9 protein-coding genes are annotated in these 17,387 nt (G+C 55.3%); 3 read left to right on the top strand and 6 right to left on the bottom strand.

What is annotated here, in order from left to right; all coding sequences use genetic code 11:
- Positions 1-492: 492 nt before the first annotated feature.
- The 4 genes from R3C20_10470 to R3C20_10485 are packed head-to-tail and all read right to left on the bottom strand — an operon-like array spanning position 493 to position 6,474.
- A complete protein-coding gene (locus R3C20_10470; GenBank protein ID MEZ6040921.1) occupies positions 493-996 on the bottom strand; it encodes a hypothetical protein in 504 nt (167 codons plus the stop codon).
- Positions 997-4,320: an efflux RND transporter permease subunit gene (locus tag R3C20_10475; protein MEZ6040922.1), complete on the bottom strand. Its 3,324-nt coding sequence runs from the start codon at positions 4,318-4,320 to the stop codon at positions 997-999.
- Positions 4,317-5,684 carry an efflux RND transporter periplasmic adaptor subunit gene (locus R3C20_10480; GenBank protein MEZ6040923.1) on the bottom strand — a complete coding sequence of 456 codons (1,368 nt, stop codon included), beginning with the start codon at positions 5,682-5,684 and terminating at the stop codon, positions 4,317-4,319. Before R3C20_10480 ends, R3C20_10475 begins: the two co-directional genes overlap by 4 nt.
- 55 nt (positions 5,685-5,739) lie before the next feature.
- Complete coding sequence (locus R3C20_10485; protein ID MEZ6040924.1) at positions 5,740-6,474, bottom strand: TetR/AcrR family transcriptional regulator; 735 nt, start codon at positions 6,472-6,474, stop codon at positions 5,740-5,742.
- Positions 6,475-6,821: 347 nt separating this feature from the next.
- Here R3C20_10485 and R3C20_10490 point away from each other — a divergent pair, with 347 nt between their 5' ends.
- Genes R3C20_10490 through R3C20_10500 form a run of 3 tightly spaced genes read left to right on the top strand, consistent with a single transcriptional unit; the run spans position 6,822 to position 12,060 of the window.
- Complete coding sequence (locus R3C20_10490; protein MEZ6040925.1) at positions 6,822-7,472, top strand: TetR/AcrR family transcriptional regulator; 651 nt, start codon at positions 6,822-6,824, stop codon at positions 7,470-7,472.
- A 2-nt stretch (positions 7,473-7,474) separates the two neighbouring features.
- On the top strand, positions 7,475-8,827 hold the full coding sequence (locus R3C20_10495; GenBank protein MEZ6040926.1) for an HlyD family efflux transporter periplasmic adaptor subunit: 1,353 nt from the start codon (positions 7,475-7,477) through the stop codon (positions 8,825-8,827).
- Complete coding sequence (locus R3C20_10500; GenBank protein MEZ6040927.1) at positions 8,824-12,060, top strand: efflux RND transporter permease subunit; 3,237 nt, start codon at positions 8,824-8,826, stop codon at positions 12,058-12,060. Before R3C20_10495 ends, R3C20_10500 begins: the two co-directional genes overlap by 4 nt.
- A gap of 449 nt (positions 12,061-12,509) precedes the next feature.
- Here R3C20_10500 and R3C20_10505 read toward each other — a convergent pair whose 3' ends face one another.
- Positions 12,510-13,820, bottom strand: a complete 1,311-nt coding sequence (locus tag R3C20_10505) for an amidohydrolase family protein (GenBank protein ID MEZ6040928.1) — start codon at positions 13,818-13,820, stop codon at positions 12,510-12,512.
- Positions 13,821-13,950: 130 nt separating this feature from the next.
- Positions 13,951-17,310: an amidohydrolase family protein gene (locus R3C20_10510; GenBank protein MEZ6040929.1), complete on the bottom strand. Its 3,360-nt coding sequence runs from the start codon at positions 17,308-17,310 to the stop codon at positions 13,951-13,953.
- Positions 17,311-17,387: the final 77 nt, after the last annotated feature.

Consider the following 17,387-nt stretch of genomic DNA (forward strand, 5'->3'; position numbering starts at 1 on the left):
TGTCTGCGATCTGCTCGCGGACGCTGCCACCTGAATTCACATCGAACCACTATTGGCGCCTCTAAGCTGTCCGTTGAGAAACCGGGACAGGCAGGACGGACGGCCGGAAACCGTCGAGTCTTAAGGTCTCCTGCTCGAGCCGGTCCCCTTTTTCAGGCCGCCAGCTAAAGCGTGAACAAAGCAATGCAAGTAAGTAGTAATCGAGTAAATAGTGCACACCATCAGGAAATATCACCCTAATCAGCAGGAAAAGCAGGTCAACAGAGAACAGCCGAATTTTGAAAATTGTGTACAGATCAAACTTACCAAGATTCCGATTTCGCGAAGCCATTGCCCTGCAAGGATTTCCGCTTGACGCATTCGCCGGAAGTGATCTATAAATCAACTCAACGGAGTCGGAGATAGATTTTCCAGATCGCCTCTGCTCCCGATTTCTACACCGGCGGGTGTTTATAACGACACCGATAGACCCACCGCCCAAAACTCAAGGTGTCATTCATCTCCCCCACGGAGGAAATTGGGAATGGCCGCAAAGAGCACCGCAGCTAAGTCAGCAACCAAGGCAAAGCCAGCTGCAAAGGCAACGGCAACAAAGTCACCAAAGGCAAAGGCCGGAGCTGCCAAGTCGACGAAGCCAGCCGCAAAGGCAACCCCTGCCAAAGCAACTGCCGCTAAGTCAACCAAAGCCAAGCCAGCTGCCGCAAAAACTACAAAGGCTAAGCCAGCTGCGAAGGCAACTGCAGCTAAGTCAACCAAAGCCAAGCCAGCTGCCGCTAAGGCAACTAAGGCGAAGCCAGCCGCAAAAGCCACCGCAGCTAAGTCAACCAAGGCGAAGCCAGCTGCCGCAAAGGCAAAGCCCGCGAAGAAATAATCTGTCGGCATTCCCTGCAGACACAACTGAACAACGGTCGAGACGTTCTCACGAACTACTCGGCCGTTTTCATGCGCGGCGAGGACACAGAAATCTCGCTCATCTTCCTTGAAACAGGCTCTCATTCACAACGATGGTGCAGCAGCAAGCTGCGTATCAGGATCAGCTGCGGATAGAGCGATTCGTCGGAATTTGTTCAGGCACAGAAACATGCTGGGAACAAAGAAGATGGCCAGCAACGTCGCCCCGCCAACTCCACCGGCAATTGTGACGGCCAAAGGCGGCCAGAACCGACCTCCCCCAATCCACAGCGGAAGGAACCCGGCGATGGTCGTCAGCGAAGTGGCGATCACATGGCGCGTACATCGCATCACAACTGCTCTGATGGCATCGTGATCGCCCGACGCAGCATCCACATCTGCGTTAATCCCTGCAAGCACGACAATGGAATCATTGATGGCCACACCTATCAATCCCATTGTCCCGATGATTGCCATGAAACCAAACGGCCAGCCCCAAAGCCAGAGCGATCCCAGGCCCAGTCCTATCGACAGAAACGCGACCATGCCAATGATGCTTGCCATGCGAAATGACCCAAACGACAAGACCAGTGTCGCGACCATCGTGACAGCCAGAATCCCCACACTGGCCATCAGATTTCCCACGGCATCATTTCGCTCAGCAGCTTCACCTCCGAATTCAATTTCATATCCCGCAGGAAGTTGCAGATCAGCCGCTGAAAGACGCCGTTGAAATTCCCCCAACACAACGGCCGGCAATACTCCTGCCTGAATGAAACCCTGAACCTCATTGATGCGCCTTCGGTTCAGTCGCGTGACAGAAGTCACTTCACTTCGCAACTGAGGTTCCCCCAGCGAACGTACAGGGATGCCGAGGAAACGGCCTCCCGGACGGCCCGGCGATGCCAGGGCTGAGGTCGATAACACTGATGGCGATAACACGGTCAGGCTTTGCAAATCAGAAACGCTGTCTCGACCCTCATCAGCCACCCGAACTCGAAGGGGCAGCTCTTCTGTTCCTTCCAGAATCAATCCTCCGACAGCTCCTTCCAGCGTTGCGGATATTTGTTCGGAAATGGCATGGTGGTCCAGCCCGGCGACTCGGGCTTCATCTTCATCGATCTGCAGAGTCAAGGCTGCCGTAAGCTCCGAGGCTTCTGTGCGTACGTGGGTCACCTGCGGGACCTGAACAAGAATGGATCGCACTGAAGCCGCAATCGTGGCGAGCTTGTCCAGATCCGGCCCTTTGACTCGTACTTCGATGGGCGCAATAAAAGGCGGGCCCTGTTCGAGCTGGCGAACCAGAACACGGACTCCCGAAAACGTACGATCCAGATCGCGCTGCAGCGACTGCACAATACTCGCCACTCCTTCGCTGGTCTTCAGCTGCACCAGAGCCTGCCCGTATCTCGGCATTCCTCGCGTTGATGGAAGCTGGTTGTAATAAAATGGCGGTGCACTGCGTCCAAGAAACCACGCAACCTGTTCCACCTCTGGCCGCTGCAGAAGTTCCGTGCGAACCCGTTGTGCAATGGCAAGCGTCGCGTTCAAAGAAGACTGCGCCGGTAATTCGATTTCAATGGAGACCTGATTTCGATCGGCAGGCGGAAAGAACTGTTCCGGCAGCAGTCCTGCCTGAATGAAACCCAGCACAGGAAAGACCATTCCTCCCAGCACACCAAGCCAGGGACGCTGCAGGACGAATTTCAGGAATCGCTCATAGGCCGATGTAAGCCAGGCACTCCTCCATCCATCAGAATACCAGTGCCGTTGAAGTGGAGTTTCAGGCCTGACATGTGCGCCCTGCCCGGGTTGAACGGCATACGACCTGCGATCCAGAAAGCCCGTCAACGCCGGCACAATTGTCAGTGACAATAGCAGTGAACTAAATATCGCCATGATCACATTAATCGAAATGGAGCTGACAAATTCGCCGGCGGGACCAGGCATCAGCGCGATCGGTGCAAATGCCAGCGCTGTTGTCAGCGTTGACCCGAACAAAGGCACAGCAAGATTCCTGATCGTCTGCTCGATCGCTGTGGTCATGTTCATCCCGTCGCGGCGACGGTGATGCACTTCGTCCACCAGAACAATCGCGTTATCAATCAGCAATCCCAGCGCGATAATCAGTCCTGTGACTGACATTTGATGAATGGGGATGTTCATCCACCGCATCCCGGCCAGTACCATAAATGAACTCAGCGGTAGTGCTGAACCCACGATGATTGCGCTGCGCCAGCCCATCAGCCACCAGACGACCGCGATGACAGAGATGACGCCGACCATCAAATTCCAGAGCAAAGTTTCCAGGCGATCCTGCACGTAGATGTTCTGATTGAAGATCTCCACCAGCCGCACGTCTCCGGACAGGTGATCTGCGAACTGCCGAACGACTCGTTCTGATGCTGCGGACCAGACATCCACGCGCTGGCTGGGCCGAATCAAACACGCCAGAACAACCGCGGGGCGCCCTTCGACAATTGCCAGGTTGTCGGGCGGATCCAGAATGGCCCGACGAATACCTGCAATATCCGAAAGTCGAACGACCTGGCCCTGATCTCCGACGGCAACAGGGATCTGACTGATCTCTGCAATGCCATCGAGCTCACCAGACACCTCGATCTGCAGATTCTGTGCATCGCTGCGTAACTGACCGGCAGAAACCCGCGCATCACTGTTGGTGATAATCTGTGACAGCCGGGAAGCCGTTAGCCCGAGGGATGCCAGCGTCGAAGGCGCGATCTCGACGGCAATTTCTTCACGGGGGTCGCCGAGCATATCGACATCCTTCGTTCCCGGCACAGCAAGCAACTGATCCCGCAGATCCTCGGCCACCCGACGCAGCAAACCCAGATGCCGGACCTGCCGGACGCGTTCATAAGATCCCGTTTCACTATTCGCTTCGCCTGAATTCTCTGCAGGCAGAACAGTGGACAGGGATGGGCTTCCCTCGGGTGCATCGTCCTGCGAATCCAGCGGTCCATCCCACACGATGGCGATCAGCCGCGTGTAGGCCGTCACTTCCAGTTCTTCAAAACGGGGCCGTGAGGCATGGACTGGAAGTCGTGCTTCCGCGTCCGCCAATCGATCGCGGACGCGCGACCACACCTGCGGAGCTGTAACACCATAGACATCGTCCCGAAGTTCCACAGTGATGGTGGACATTCCCGCGCGGGATTCCGAACGCAGTTCTTTGATTTCCGGAATCTCACGCAACTCATCTTCGATCGGGTCGGTGACCAGAGCCTCCACCTGTTCAGCATCGGCACCTGCCAGATGCGTCAACACGAGTGCTGCGCGAGGAGTGAGCAACGGATCTTCCATTCGGGGAAGCACCGCGAAGCTGGAGAGTCCCGCAACAACGAGCAAACCGATCGCCAGAACTGTCAACCGGGGGTTCTCGTAGAATGTGACAGACAGCCTTCTCATGGCAGATCCATTTCGGCGGCCTGAGCCGACTCGTCCGATGATTCCAGCGTTCGGATCTGGTGGATGCGTTGTCCGTCGGTTAATCGATGGGCACCCTGACGAACAAATCTTTCACCACCGTCGACTGCTCCGCGAACGACCACTGTTTCGCCCTCCGTCAGGACAACTTCCACGGGCCGCAGTCGGACAATTTCGCGGCCCTCCTCCGTGGTTTCGACCACTGCAAGAGACCAAAGCCCTTTTGAACCCGATGAGAGAGCTGACACGGGGACTCGATATCCATCCGTATCCATGGACTCGCTCAACCGCAATTTCACTATCTGTCCGTCAGCAAGAAATGCATTTTCACCGCGCAGGTCAATAATTGCAGACTGAGTTCGTGTGGTCGGATCCACCTGAGGCAGCACCTGTCGGAGGTTTCCGGTGAGATCTCGACCATCGACAGAAAGCACCAGGTATTCACTGGCCCGAACAACCGGAACGACAGCCGTGGGTATTCCGATATGCGCTTCCATCCTGCCGGTTTCCAGCAATTCGATCACGGACTGTTGAGCAGTCAGCATGGTGCCTTCGTCGGCCAGTCGCTGAACGACAATGCCATCAAATGGAGCCAACAGAGTGCTGTCTTTTTCTTCCAGACGCAGTCGTTCCAGCTGCGATTCGAGAATCTGAACGGATGCCTGCTGGCCCGCAATTTGTTCCGCCCGAGTTCCTGCGGTGAGTTCCTCCAGCCTGCGAGCAGCGGAGTCTCGTTTTGCTGCCATCATTTTCCACCCGAACAAGGCATCATCGACATTCTGCCTGGCAGCCGCATCGCGCTTCGACAATTCCTGAGTTCGTGTCAGCGTCAGCTGTCGAAGTTCAGCTTCCGCCTTCAAAGCGTCCAGTTCAGCGGCCGCTGCCTCGATCGTTTCCTTGCGCGGTCCCGCCGTCAGCTCATCGAGCACCGCCTGTTGCTGGGCAAGCCTTGCCTGTGTCTCACGAATCTGAATCTGCAGTTGCCGCTGGTCCAGGTTCGCAATTGGCTCGCCTTTCCTGAGAGATTCTCCTTCGTCGACAAATACCTGTTCCAGTCGCCCCGATCGTTCGAACCCCAAACCGGATCGACGCGCTGCTCTCAGAGTTCCCGTGAAGACCAGTTGTCGGGATGCCTGAGTCACATGCCGAAGCGTATCGACTTCGACAGGCATCTCAGTCACTCCGGGAGAATCAGTGATGCCCGGCGAGTCCGGCGCGATGGATTCCCCTGAGACGCTCGATCTTCCCGGCAGCGCTGCTTCCATGCCGTCGAACCGCGACGACCACGCGAACAGCCCGCCTGCAACGGCAACAGCAAGGGCCAGGAGTTTGAGAAACGGCTTCATTATTGACAACCCGCCAGCAATTAATGGGTACGGTCCGGAAGAATTCAGCGTCCGATCACCACTTCTGTTTCAGACGGCGAAACTCCTCGGCAAAGACGTCTTTCAGAATTTGTCGGGCAGTAGATTCATAGTCGTGACTGGAAGAAAGTGGCGTCCAGCCAAAGCCGTCAATCAGACTATGAATGTTACGGCGAATGGCCTGGAAAGGTTCCCGGATACCCAGTTCAGCAATCGCTTCGCTTGTGGCGATAATTGCATAGGCACCTTCTGTCATCGACCAGAGACCGAACACCAGATCTTCCGGGGCCATTCCGTCGGGCAACGTCACATGGCCATTCGCAATGCCATCCCGAACGACACCAGCAACGATGCCTACGCACTGCATCTGGCAGCCTTTGACCAATGACCTGCGGTCCGGGCTGGTCTTCTCCCAGATCGAATCGGACTTAACGATATGTTCCACCCGAAAGTGATCTGGGTAAAGACGTACGAACATCTCCGCCGCGACACCAATCGCGGCCAGTCGCTCGCGCGTCGCTGCCCTCCAGGCAGCCGCTCGCTGAAACATCGCGCGACGGATATCCATGGTCTCCACCAGCAACGCAAGAATGATGTCTACTTTGCATTTGAAGTGGTTGTAAATGGTACCGCGAGAGACACCCAGTTCGGTGGCCAGCGAATCCAGGCTTAACCCGTGATATCCGCCGGAAAGAACCAGCTTTCGGCTCAACTGCAGAATACGCTGCTCGCGGTCGCGTATTTCCTGTTGTTTCGGTGACAGTGTTTCCATGAAAACACCTTATTGACAACCTGTCAGTTTTCAAACTGTTTTCTGACATTTTGTCAGGAAAGACATTCAGATTGTTCATCCGTGGTTGAACTGCGCGTTGAAAAACCCGGACAGACACGCAGGGCGACTGGAAATCGTCGTGTTTTAAGGTTTCCCGCACGAGCCAGTCCCGTTGTTCAACAGGCTGTTAAGTTAAGTGAACACCCGCAGCATCCGCCCGGGAATTCCCAACCCCGGCACGATCCGGTTCCCTGCGAAGACGCCTGTTGCCCGGCGTATCCCGAGTTAGTTACCATCGCCCAACTAATGAATGGCTCCGTGCTTCGGCCCATCAATCACCAGTTCTTATGGCGCGACCACAGACAATCAGCAACGAGCAAATCATCGAAACTGCCCGAGAGTGTTATCTCGAACACGGCGCAGCGGTTTCGACGGATGTGATTGCCGAAAGGCTGGGTGTTTCGGCCCAGGCTTTGTTGAAACGATTCGGGACGAAGACCGATCTCCTGATTGCCGCCATGCGTCCGCCAGCTCGAGCTCCATGGGTTCCCGTGGCGGAAGCGGGTCCTGACGATCGTCCGGTGGACAAACAGCTCGCTGGACTTCTGGAGCAGATCGCCGTGTATTTCGATGATCTCGCTCGACGAATGGCGGTGCTTCGCTGGAGTCAGATTGATCTGGCTCAGGTGATTTCCGGATACAGCGAACCGCCTCCTTTAGTCAGCATTCGGACGCTGGCGGGATGGCTGGAACGCTGCTCTGCCAGAGGTCTTCTTCAGACGATGGACTACCAGGCCACATCGATGATGCTTTTAAGTGCACTTCATGGGCCTACGATGCTGACAGACATTCTTGGTCAGCATCCCACCGGACATTCGCGTCGGCAGTATGTGCGACTGCTCGTCAGGAATTTTCTTCAGGGGCTAGCCGTCACCTCTCCGTCCGTTTCCAGTCACCCGATTTCCCGTTCGGAAAAACACAGAGTTTCAGGCAGGTAGAAATGTCACGAATTTCGATCGTGGTCAACGTCATCGGCGCAGTCTTGATACTGGGGCTCGGGATTGCCGGCTTCAAGGTATTCGGGAAGCCGCCTGTCGTGCCATCTGACAATTCAAAGCAGGATGGCGCAAATACACCGGTGGACGTGATGACGCAGGAGGCGAGACTCTGGGACGCCCCATTTGACATCACCACAGACGGCGAAGCCGCCACATACCGTGTACTGACGGTCGGTGCAGAAGTGACGGGGCGCATTCTGGCGAAACCAGAAACCACTCGCAGTGGTACATTTGTGCCTGAAGGAACGCTCTTATTCGAGATCGACCCGCTGAACTACGAACTGGAAATTAATCGCCTTACCGCCCGTCTGCTGCAGGCGCAGGAGGAATTGAATGCTATCGATGTTGATATCGCCAATACACGAAGCCTGAAGCAACTTACAGAAGAAGACGTGCGTGTGCAGTCGGGTCAGCTGAAACGACTTCGATCATTGTTCGACCGGGGTGCAACAACAGAAAACGAAGTGGATGTCGCCATCAGAAACGAACTGGTGGCACGCAATGCAATGCAGACACAGGTCAACCAGTTAACAACACTCGAGCAGCAAAAGAAGACACGCGCGGCAGCTGTCGAACTTGTCACAGCCGAACTGGCTCGTGCAAAGACAGATCTGAAACGATGCAGGGTACTGGCCCCGATTTCCGGGCGCATTGTGGACGACGTGGTGGAAGAAGGTGACTATGTCAAACCCGGTGACCTTCTGGTACACATCAGTGATTCCGAACGAATGGAAGTGAAATGCAGCCTTCAGGCAGAAGAGGTTGCCTGGATCTGGCAGCAGAGCACAATCACCGATCCGACCACGTCCGGACCGGATCCCTTCGCGGCCCCACAGGTTCCCTGCGAAGTGATCTTTGAGTTTCAGGGCGCAGAAACCATCTGGGACGGTGTCCTGTCCCGCTACGAAGGTACGGGGATGGATCGACAGACGCGCATGTTCCCCTGTCGAATTCTTGTGGACGAACCAACAAAGACTCGTGTTGAAGACAGTCTCGGCGGAGCCGCCGTTTCACCCCCAACACTCTTAAGCGGCATGTACGTGACCGTTCGAATTCCTGTTTCATCCCCGACACCCTTGCTCCAGATTCCTGCGGAAGCGATCCGTCCGGGAGAACTATTGTGGGTCGTTCGGGATAACAAGCTGCACATCACGCCCATTCGCCTGGTCAATGTGGCGGATGACGTCGCATTGATTCTGCAACAGGGCGAAGCTGTGAATCCGGGCGACCGTATTATCGTATCTCCGCTTCCTTCCGTGAAAGACGGAATGCCGGTTCAGGAGGTGGTTCGATGATCAACAGTCTTGTTCGCTGGGCGATTCGACAGACTCCGGCAATGAACACAATCATGCTGGCTGTGCTGGCCGTTGGTCTGCTGGCCGCCGTGTCGCTTCGCAGGGAAGTCTTTCCTCAGTTTGAAATCGAACGTATTCTGGTTTCGGTACCCTATCCGGGAGCCAGTCCTGACGAAGTTGAAAGCGGCATCTGTCAAAAGATCGAAGAAGCCATCCGTTCGGTTGATGGAATCAAGAAGGTGACTTCTGTTGCCGCAGAAGGAGCTGGCAATGTCGTCATCGAAGTACGAACGGACGTCCCAAGCGTTCAGCGAGTACTGAGCGAAGTCCAGTCGCAGATCGATCGCATCCCGAGCTTTCCGGATCTGGCCGAAGAACCCGACGTACAGCAGGTGACCCTGCGCAACAAGGCCATTACGGTCGGGCTCATTCAGAATGAATCCGAAGCGGTCGATGCGGAACTTCAACTGCGGGAAGTTGCCGAACAGGTGCGCGACGACTTACTGCTGATCCAACAGATTTCGCAGGCGGACATCGTTGGAGAGAGGAAGTATCAGATTGATGTGGAGATTCCGGAAAAGACACTGCGGGAATATGGCCTGACCCTGACAGACGTCGCCCGTCGCCTCCGAATTCGCAATCTGGAACTGCCTGGAGGAACTCTTCGGGATCGCGGTGAAACCTATCTGTTGCGCGGTAAGGATAAACGCGTTCTCGGCGAACAGATCAAATCGATTCCGCTGATTACCCGCCCCGATGGAGTTGTCTTAACCGTGGCCGACCTTGGTGTGGTGAAGGACGAGTTTATCGACACCACATCCATCAGCCGCATCGATGGCAAACCTGGTCTGGCCATCGATGTGAGCGCATCCGCTCAGGAAGACCTTTTGTCCATGGCGGACGCGGTCAAGGACTATGTTCGTAATAAGAAACTGCCGGACGGATACAGTCTGACGACGTGGGGCGACAGCTCTGTAGAAGTTCGAGATCGGCTGGATCTGCTTCGTCGCAATGGGTTACAGGGGCTGATTCTTGTCTTTGTCATTCTGGCGTTGTTTCTGGAATTTCGCCTGGCCTTCTGGGTCGCACTGGGTATCCCCATTTCACTGCTCGGCGCCTGCGCGGTCCTGTGGCAGTTTGACCAGACGCTTAACATGTTGTCCCTGTTCTCCTTTCTCATCGCGCTTGGCATCGTGGTGGATGATGCCATTGTGATTGGCGAGAATATCTATTCGCATCGACAGATGGGCAAGTCAGCCATGCAGGCGGCCATCGATGGCACTATTGAAGTTGTGCCATCCGTGACAACATCAATTGTGACGACCGTGTTCGCATTTATGCCGATGTTTTTTGTGACCGGCATCATGGGCAAGTTTTTTGCGGTGATGCCGCTGGCAGTGATTGCCATCCTGGTAATATCGCTTCTGGAAGCAACGTTCATTCTGCCCTGTCACCTGGCACATTCTCCCGGCAAACCATTTTTTCTGACAGCCGGGCTGAATCAGTTCACGAACGTAGTCCTGGACAGCTTTATTCGGCTGATCTACACGCCGCTGGTTCGTTTCAGTGTCAACAACCCTGGTATCACCATCAGCAGTGCGATATCTCTTCTGATGCTGAGTGCAACACTGGTGATCAACGGCACCGTGCCGAGCATCTTCTTCCCGAAGCTGGATGCTCCTGAAGTGATCGGCAAAGTGGTATTTCCTGATGGTACGCCCAGCCGTTTTGCTGATGAAGCAACGCGCCGGATTGAGCAGGCGATGCTGGACCTCAACGCAAAGCACGCGGCAGATGGACAGCCGATTGCAAAAGCGATGCATCGAATGGTCGGTTACCTGAAAGAACAGGTTGGCCCCGGAGCTGGTCAGGTAACTGAGGGAAGCCATGTCGGCTCGGTGCATGTCCAGCTGGTCGACGGAGCAGAACGCCAGCAGACCAGCGAAGAGATTGTCAACGAATGGCGGAAAATGGTCGGGCCGATCGCTGGTGTGGAGACCCTCACGTTTGGTTCGCAGGCTCGTGGGCCGGGCGGTAAACCCATCGAATTCAAACTAATGGCACCGGCAACACATATGGAAGAACTGGAAGCTGCCGTGGAAGAAGCCAAATTGAAGCTTCGAACCTATCCGGGAGTTTTCGATGTTGAGGACGATTCGCGTCCGGGGAAATGGGAGTTGCAGCTGCGAGAAAAACCCGGTGCAGTGGCCATGGGCGTCCCGCTGGAAAGCATCGCCCGTACCGTCCGGGCATCCTACTACGGCGAAGAGGTCATGCGGTTACAACGGGGGCGGCATGAAGTGAAACTCATGGTGCGCTACCCCGAGGAAGATCGCAAATCGCTGGCAAAGTTCTCGGACATTCGCGTGGATGACGGAAGCGGTATCCAGCGGCCAATCACCGAACTTGCCGATGTCGAGGTGACTCGAGGCTATTCGGAGATCAATCGAATCGATCAGCGGCGATCAATCACAATCTCGTGCGATATCGACGAGAAGAAAGCGAACGCAAAACTCATCATCAATGACCTGCAAAACGGAGCTGGTGGTGAATCCAAGGCAGCAAACAAGGACCGTGCCGGAGAGACTGACGGCGATCCGTTGGCAAATGATGCTGAAGCCGGGTCCAACGCATTCATGCCCGCGTTGCTGAAAAAATACCCTCACATACGCGTTCGCTGGGAGGGCCAGCAGGAACAGGATACGGAATCCGTCCAGAGTCTGGGGCTGGGGTTTGTGATCGCTCTGATCGCGATGTTTGTTTTACTGACGGTGGAATTCACTTCATACATTCAGCCCCTGGTCGTGATGGCGGTTATCCCGTTCGGCATCGTCGGTGCGATTGTTGGTCACGCTGTCATGGGGCTGCCTCTCACTCTGTTCAGCGTGCTCGGACTCGTCGCGCTGAGTGGGGTCGTGGTGAATGATTCCATCGTTCTGGTCGACTTCATCAACTCGCTGGTACGTTCCGGCGTTCCTGTTCACACAGCCGTCGTCGAAGCGGGCCAAAGACGGTTTCGTCCAGTGCTGCTGACGTCACTGACAACAGTTGCCGGATTAGCACCCATTCTTTCGGAGACGTCGTTTCAGGCCCAATTGGTCATTCCCATGGCGACCAGTCTCTGCTTCGGACTAATGACATCAACGATTCTTGTGCTGGTGCTTGTGCCGGTCTTTTACTCCGTCTACTCACGCGTTGTCGGAATGCGAACTCATGCTGTTGAAGCCGCTTAGCTGTCCGCTGAAAATCAGGACAGGCTCGCAGCAGGACTGGAGGCCATCGTGTTTTCAGGTCTCCTGCTCGAGCCAGTCCCGTACTTCAACAGGCTGTTAGCATGATACTCAGGCTTTAATGCTACGGCCGAATTGGATGCACGAATGTCGATGACCTTCGTGCCACAGCTCTGACAACAACGACCACCAGGCGGAGTCAGCCGGTTTAGTGGGAAGGGCAGTGATCCACCGGGCAGTCATCCACCGAGCAGTGATTCACAGGCAAAGATTCACCAGGCGAATAGACTCGGGTGAACGTCTGACGTTCTTCGGGACTGCCGGACACACATGCACCGAAAGGATCTCCTCAGGTGCGGCAAATGCTGGGCCAGCGACCCCGGGAATTCCTGATCACTGTTCAGATGATAATTCAGCAGAAGCCATCAGACTTGTCTTACAAAGACAACGGCTTAATGACCGGCGTTCTTTAACTGGCGGTATTTTTCGCTGTATTTCTGGTACAGCTGTTTGTGTCGATCATTGAGATCCACTTTTCGCCCCTGTACCCAGGCCATGCTAACCTGTGTTTCGGTTTCCAGCGGATCGCCATCGCTGACGAACAGCGTTGCATCTTTGCCTTTCTCCAGGGATCCGACACGGTCCGCAACTTCAAGGATTTCAGCCGGCCAGATGGTGACTGAGCGGACGGCATCTTCGTAAGACAAACCGTACGCCGACGCAGTGGCGGCGTGATAAGCCAGGTTCCGTGTGTTCCAGGTTTCGGAACGTCCTGAACCAGAAATGCAGAATCGAACTCCGGCTTTCTGCAGTCTTGCGGGAAGAGTGTAAGCATCGTCATAGTCTTCGTGCCGACGCATGGGATTGCGATGAACGGCATCAATAATCACGGGCACATCGTGCTGTTTGAGTAGTTCCGCACACTGCTCTGCATCCGCCCCGCCAAAGATGATGAGTCGAACGTTTTCTGCGACCGCAAACGCCACGGCCGACTGAATCTCCAGTGCTCGATTTGCAGAGACCAGCATTGGGATACTTCGGTCCAGAACAGGCTCCATCGCTTCCAGCCGAATGTCGTAGGCCTGACTATCGGATCCAGCCAGCCTGGCTTTTTTCCACGCGCGGGCATCCTCAAACAGATCTTTGAGCTCTTTCAGCGGCGATTCGTCGGAGTTGCTTCGTGATGATCTTGACGACCCCATACGAGGCCAGTTCACCACCATCGCCGCGTTTGCTTTCAGGGTAAGATCTTCATACGTCCAGCCATCCAGCTGCAGCACCGACGCTTTCCCACTGACCAGGCCGCTCGAAGGCGCGCTCAGTGCAATGAGGACGCCATTGGACCGAGTCACAGGTATCAGCTCGCTGTCGGGATTGACGGCAACGTTGGCGGTGACGTTGGGATTGATCCGACCAGCCTCGGCGTAGTCGTGCGTGGCTCGCACTGCCCCGAATTCCGTCAGGCCAAGTTGCGAATGCGATTCAATCAGGCTGGGATAGACATGCCGGCCCTTCAAATCAATGACTTCCGCATCAGCCGGAACATCCGGCGTTGTGCCAATCTCCGTGATCCGCCCGTTTTCAAAAACGATGCCTCCTTCGATGGGGGTCCCGACAATTGTATGGATAACACCATTGATCAGAGCGATCGGTTTCTTCTGCGGCGCACCAGGAATGACATCCGAAGCCAATACAGGCATGGTGCTTGCGACAAGTGCAAACAATGTCGCCAGAGATTGCAGATTCCGTTGGAAGGCGTTCATATGAGCCACCATTTCAATAACTGGCTGTCGCTGGTAGATGGACGGACCGGGGTTCAGTTGCAGATTCGAAATACGAAAACACAGGTTTGTCGACGGTCGAAGTGCGAATTGCGACCGCAGGCGTGGCGAATCACTCGCCGGCCTGTTCATCAAGCAGGCGCACTCGTTTCGAATAGTCAATGTGTTGGCAGAATTCGTCGAAACGCGGCCAGAGATCGGATGGATCGCTTCCTTTCTCCTCCCCGGATCGCATTTTGTTTCCGGATTTCAGGATCTTCTGAATCAGAGTCGTTCGCATTTCGTGTGCGGCGTCGCGAAGCTGTTCGTCTTCTCGCCGGTGGAAGAATGGTCGGCCATCAATCCATGTCTGTTCACATCGGGAAAAGTTGGACAGCGGATCGGCATTCCAGACGACAAAGTCTGCATGCTTACCTGGTTCAAGTGATCCCACATACTGATCGATGCGAAGCTGCCTTGCTGGATTCAGAGTCACAAACTTGAGAGCTTCTTCACGTGAAACGCCACCATACTTGACTGCTTTCGCGGCTTCCTGATTCAGGTGCCTTGCCAGTTCGCCATCGTCAGAATTGAACGAAACCACGACGCCTGCACTGTGCATCAATGCGCCGGCGTAGGGAATAGCATCCTGCACTTCCATTTTGTAAGCCCACCAGTCTGAGAATGCCGATGCCATCGCACCGTGGCGTGCCATTGCGTCGGCCACTTTATAGCCTTCCAGGATGTGCTGGAATGTGCCAATGGTGATCTTGTATTCATCCAGAATGCGAATCAATGCAAGGATTTCATCCTGCCGGTAACTGTGGCAGTGAATCCACCTTTTGCCTTCGATGATCTCTCGCAACGCATCCAGTTCCAGATTGCGCCGGGGTGGAAGACCTCGACGTTCTTTCTGCCAGGCGTCCATTCTTGCCGCATAATCCCGCGTTGCCCGAAAAGCGTCCCGATAGATTTGCTCCACACCCATTCGCGTTTGTGGATAGCGTCCGGTTGGTTCAGACCAGTTGCTTTGCTTGACGTTTTCACCCAGAGCAAACTTCACACCTTTGGGGGCTTCGGCGAATTTCATTTGTTCGCCATTCATGCCCCAGCGAAGCTTGATCACCTGATTCTGACCACCGATCGGATTCGCAGAACCATGAAGGATGTTGGCCGCAGTCACACCACCTGCCAGTTGCCGGTAAATGGTGATATCGTCGCTGTCGATGAAGTCTCCGATGCGAACTTCACAGGTGATTGCCTGAGCACTTTCATTGACGCCACCATCGGTCGCAGCATGGGAATGGCAATCGATCATGCCGGGCGAAATATGCATCCCGCGAACATCGTAGATCTCCGCGTTTTCGGGGATCTCCAGGCTCTGGCCAACCGCAACGATTTTGCCGCCGGACACCAGCAACGTACCATCTTCGATCATACCGGCCGGACCGCATGTCCAGATCGTCGCATGGACAAATGCAGCAAGCTTCGGCTGATCGGGGATCCCAGGCCGCCCGAATGCACCGAGAGGAAAGTTGACAGCGAACGCTGCAGACTCGTCCGACTTCTTCTGCTCGTCTGACTTGCTGTCTCCGGACTCTTTTTCCGAAGAACCGTTCTCCCCGTCCTTTTCCGCGCCGGCTGATTCGCTCTTCGGTTCAACCAGACGGGCTGTCGCTGTTACTTGACTTCCATTCGGCCAGGCCAGACTTCCCAGTGCCGCCGGTTGTTTCTTTCCTTCTCCGTTTCCGGTCACAACCAGTGTGAGACGCGTGACACCTTCGATCTGCCAGTCTTTTGCGTCAAACGTTCCGGTCAAAATCGAATCGGTGAACGAAACATTGGCAAGCGTCAGTACATCAGACGCAGACTTGTCCTTTCCGGATTTGTCTGAACTCTTCTCCGAAGTCTTGCCATCAGGATCACTGTCTTCCGGCTCCTTCGATTCTTGTGCCGCAACATTCTTGTCTGCTTCAGATGGTTGCTTGTCAGCTTCAGATGGCTGGCTGGTTTTGCTCTCTTCAACAATCTCTTTACGAGAGACCTTCGCCTTGACCCGGTTGCCATCCTGTTTCAGCTGGATGAAAACTTTTTCAGGCATCTGATCGCTTCGACCCAGAGCAATTTCGTACTGGCCATCGATCTTCGTTTCCGGTTCCGTAGCGAAAGGAAATCGTTCACCCGCCACCCAGGTTTCGACGACTTTCGTTTTCTCGTCAAAGATGTCGCCGTCGGTAACTGTCAAGCTGGCCAGACGCCCCTTCTGAACCGTTCCCAGCTGATCGCTGACTCCAAACATCTCAGCAGGTGTCGTTGTCAGAGCACGCAGCGCCGAGACGGGAGAAAGGCCGCGTTTGACAGCCTGACGAATGGACTTCAGAAAATCATTCGAGCTGCTGAGCTGATCAGTGGAGAAGGCGAATGTGATTCCAGCCTGATCGACCCTTGCCGGATTTTCCGGCGCGAGATCCCAGTGCATGAGTGATTCCAGCGATACATCCTGCGCGGCTTCCACGCTTTCCACATTTGGCGCCGAAGGGAAAGCTACGGGCAGAATCACTGGCCGGCCCGTCGCCCGCACATCATCCAGTCGTCGGTACTCTCGACCACTACCCCGAACGACGAGTTTCAAACCGAATTCGGCCGCAAACAGGTCTGCCCGCTGAAAGAACAGCTCGTCCGTTGTTTCAATAATCACCGGCATCGTGCCATTGATTGCAGGTTCAAGTGCCGCCAGGGCATCATTCACTTCGGGACGCGGCAGGGCCGGATCGGCATTCGCGGCAATCCACGCATCGCGATACCACTGTGCATCGTACATCGCCTGGCGAGCCAGCGCGACGGCTCCCATCGGGCTGTTGGGGTACCCGTTTCGACTGCGTCGGGAAATCGTCAGCTGCAGATGCTGGGCAACATTCGTCGCGATCAGCCGACGATTGACGTCGCCGGAATTCAGCGAAACTATCGCGCTTCGACCTCGAATGATCCCGTCGGACGGAGCAACCAGTCTGGCCACAACGCCCTGCTTGCGAAGCGATGCCGCTGCAGTGACCTCTTCGACCTGACCAGCCACAGATAACTGCGGAACAATGTTGTTGTTCCAGTACCTTGCCGTCTTCATCAGAGCATCCGCTGAGACAGATTGTTCTGAATAGGCATCAATAAAGCCGGGATAAATCGTCCTGCCTGCTCCGTCAATCACTCGGGCATCGGACGGGATTGGCCCACCGCTAACGACGGACTCGATCTTGCCATCGCGAATCACAACCGTCGCGTGATCGATGACCACTTCCGGGTTCACCACCACACGAGCCTGCGTGATCGCCCAGATGGCAGGAATATTGCTGTGTAGTCCCTCGACTTGTTCGGAACTGCGGTCCGCTCTGGACGTTGTGCAGAACCCGGCGATCAACACAGAAAGCAGGGCTGGTCGCAGCAGCGAAAAACGGTTGAATCTGATCTGCGAAGTACGAGCGACAGCGGGGCGGTACATCAAAGCTCTCCGAGAGAAAGCTGGTTCGCGGGCGGTTGAGCCGATCAAGCTACCCGCTTTTGCCTGCTTTTCCAGAG

The sequence above is a fragment of the Planctomycetaceae bacterium genome (assembly GCA_041398825.1).
Classification (GTDB): Bacteria; Planctomycetota; Planctomycetia; order Planctomycetales; family Planctomycetaceae; genus F1-80-MAGs062.

Coding starts and splice junctions, on each gene's coding strand:
- R3C20_10470 (MEZ6040921.1), bottom strand. CDS start 996: ATGAGAGCCTGTTTCAAGGAAGATGAGCGAGATTTCTGTGTCCTCGCC.
- R3C20_10475 (MEZ6040922.1), bottom strand. CDS start 4,320: ATGAGAAGGCTGTCTGTCACATTCTACGAGAACCCCCGGTTGACAGTT.
- R3C20_10480 (MEZ6040923.1), bottom strand. CDS start 5,684: ATGAAGCCGTTTCTCAAACTCCTGGCCCTTGCTGTTGCCGTTGCAGGC.
- R3C20_10485 (MEZ6040924.1), bottom strand. CDS start 6,474: ATGGAAACACTGTCACCGAAACAACAGGAAATACGCGACCGCGAGCAG.
- R3C20_10490 (MEZ6040925.1), top strand. CDS start 6,822: ATGGCGCGACCACAGACAATCAGCAACGAGCAAATCATCGAAACTGCC.
- R3C20_10495 (MEZ6040926.1), top strand. CDS start 7,475: ATGTCACGAATTTCGATCGTGGTCAACGTCATCGGCGCAGTCTTGATA.
- R3C20_10500 (MEZ6040927.1), top strand. CDS start 8,824: ATGATCAACAGTCTTGTTCGCTGGGCGATTCGACAGACTCCGGCAATG.
- R3C20_10505 (MEZ6040928.1), bottom strand. CDS start 13,820: ATGAACGCCTTCCAACGGAATCTGCAATCTCTGGCGACATTGTTTGCA.
- R3C20_10510 (MEZ6040929.1), bottom strand. CDS start 17,310: ATGTACCGCCCCGCTGTCGCTCGTACTTCGCAGATCAGATTCAACCGT.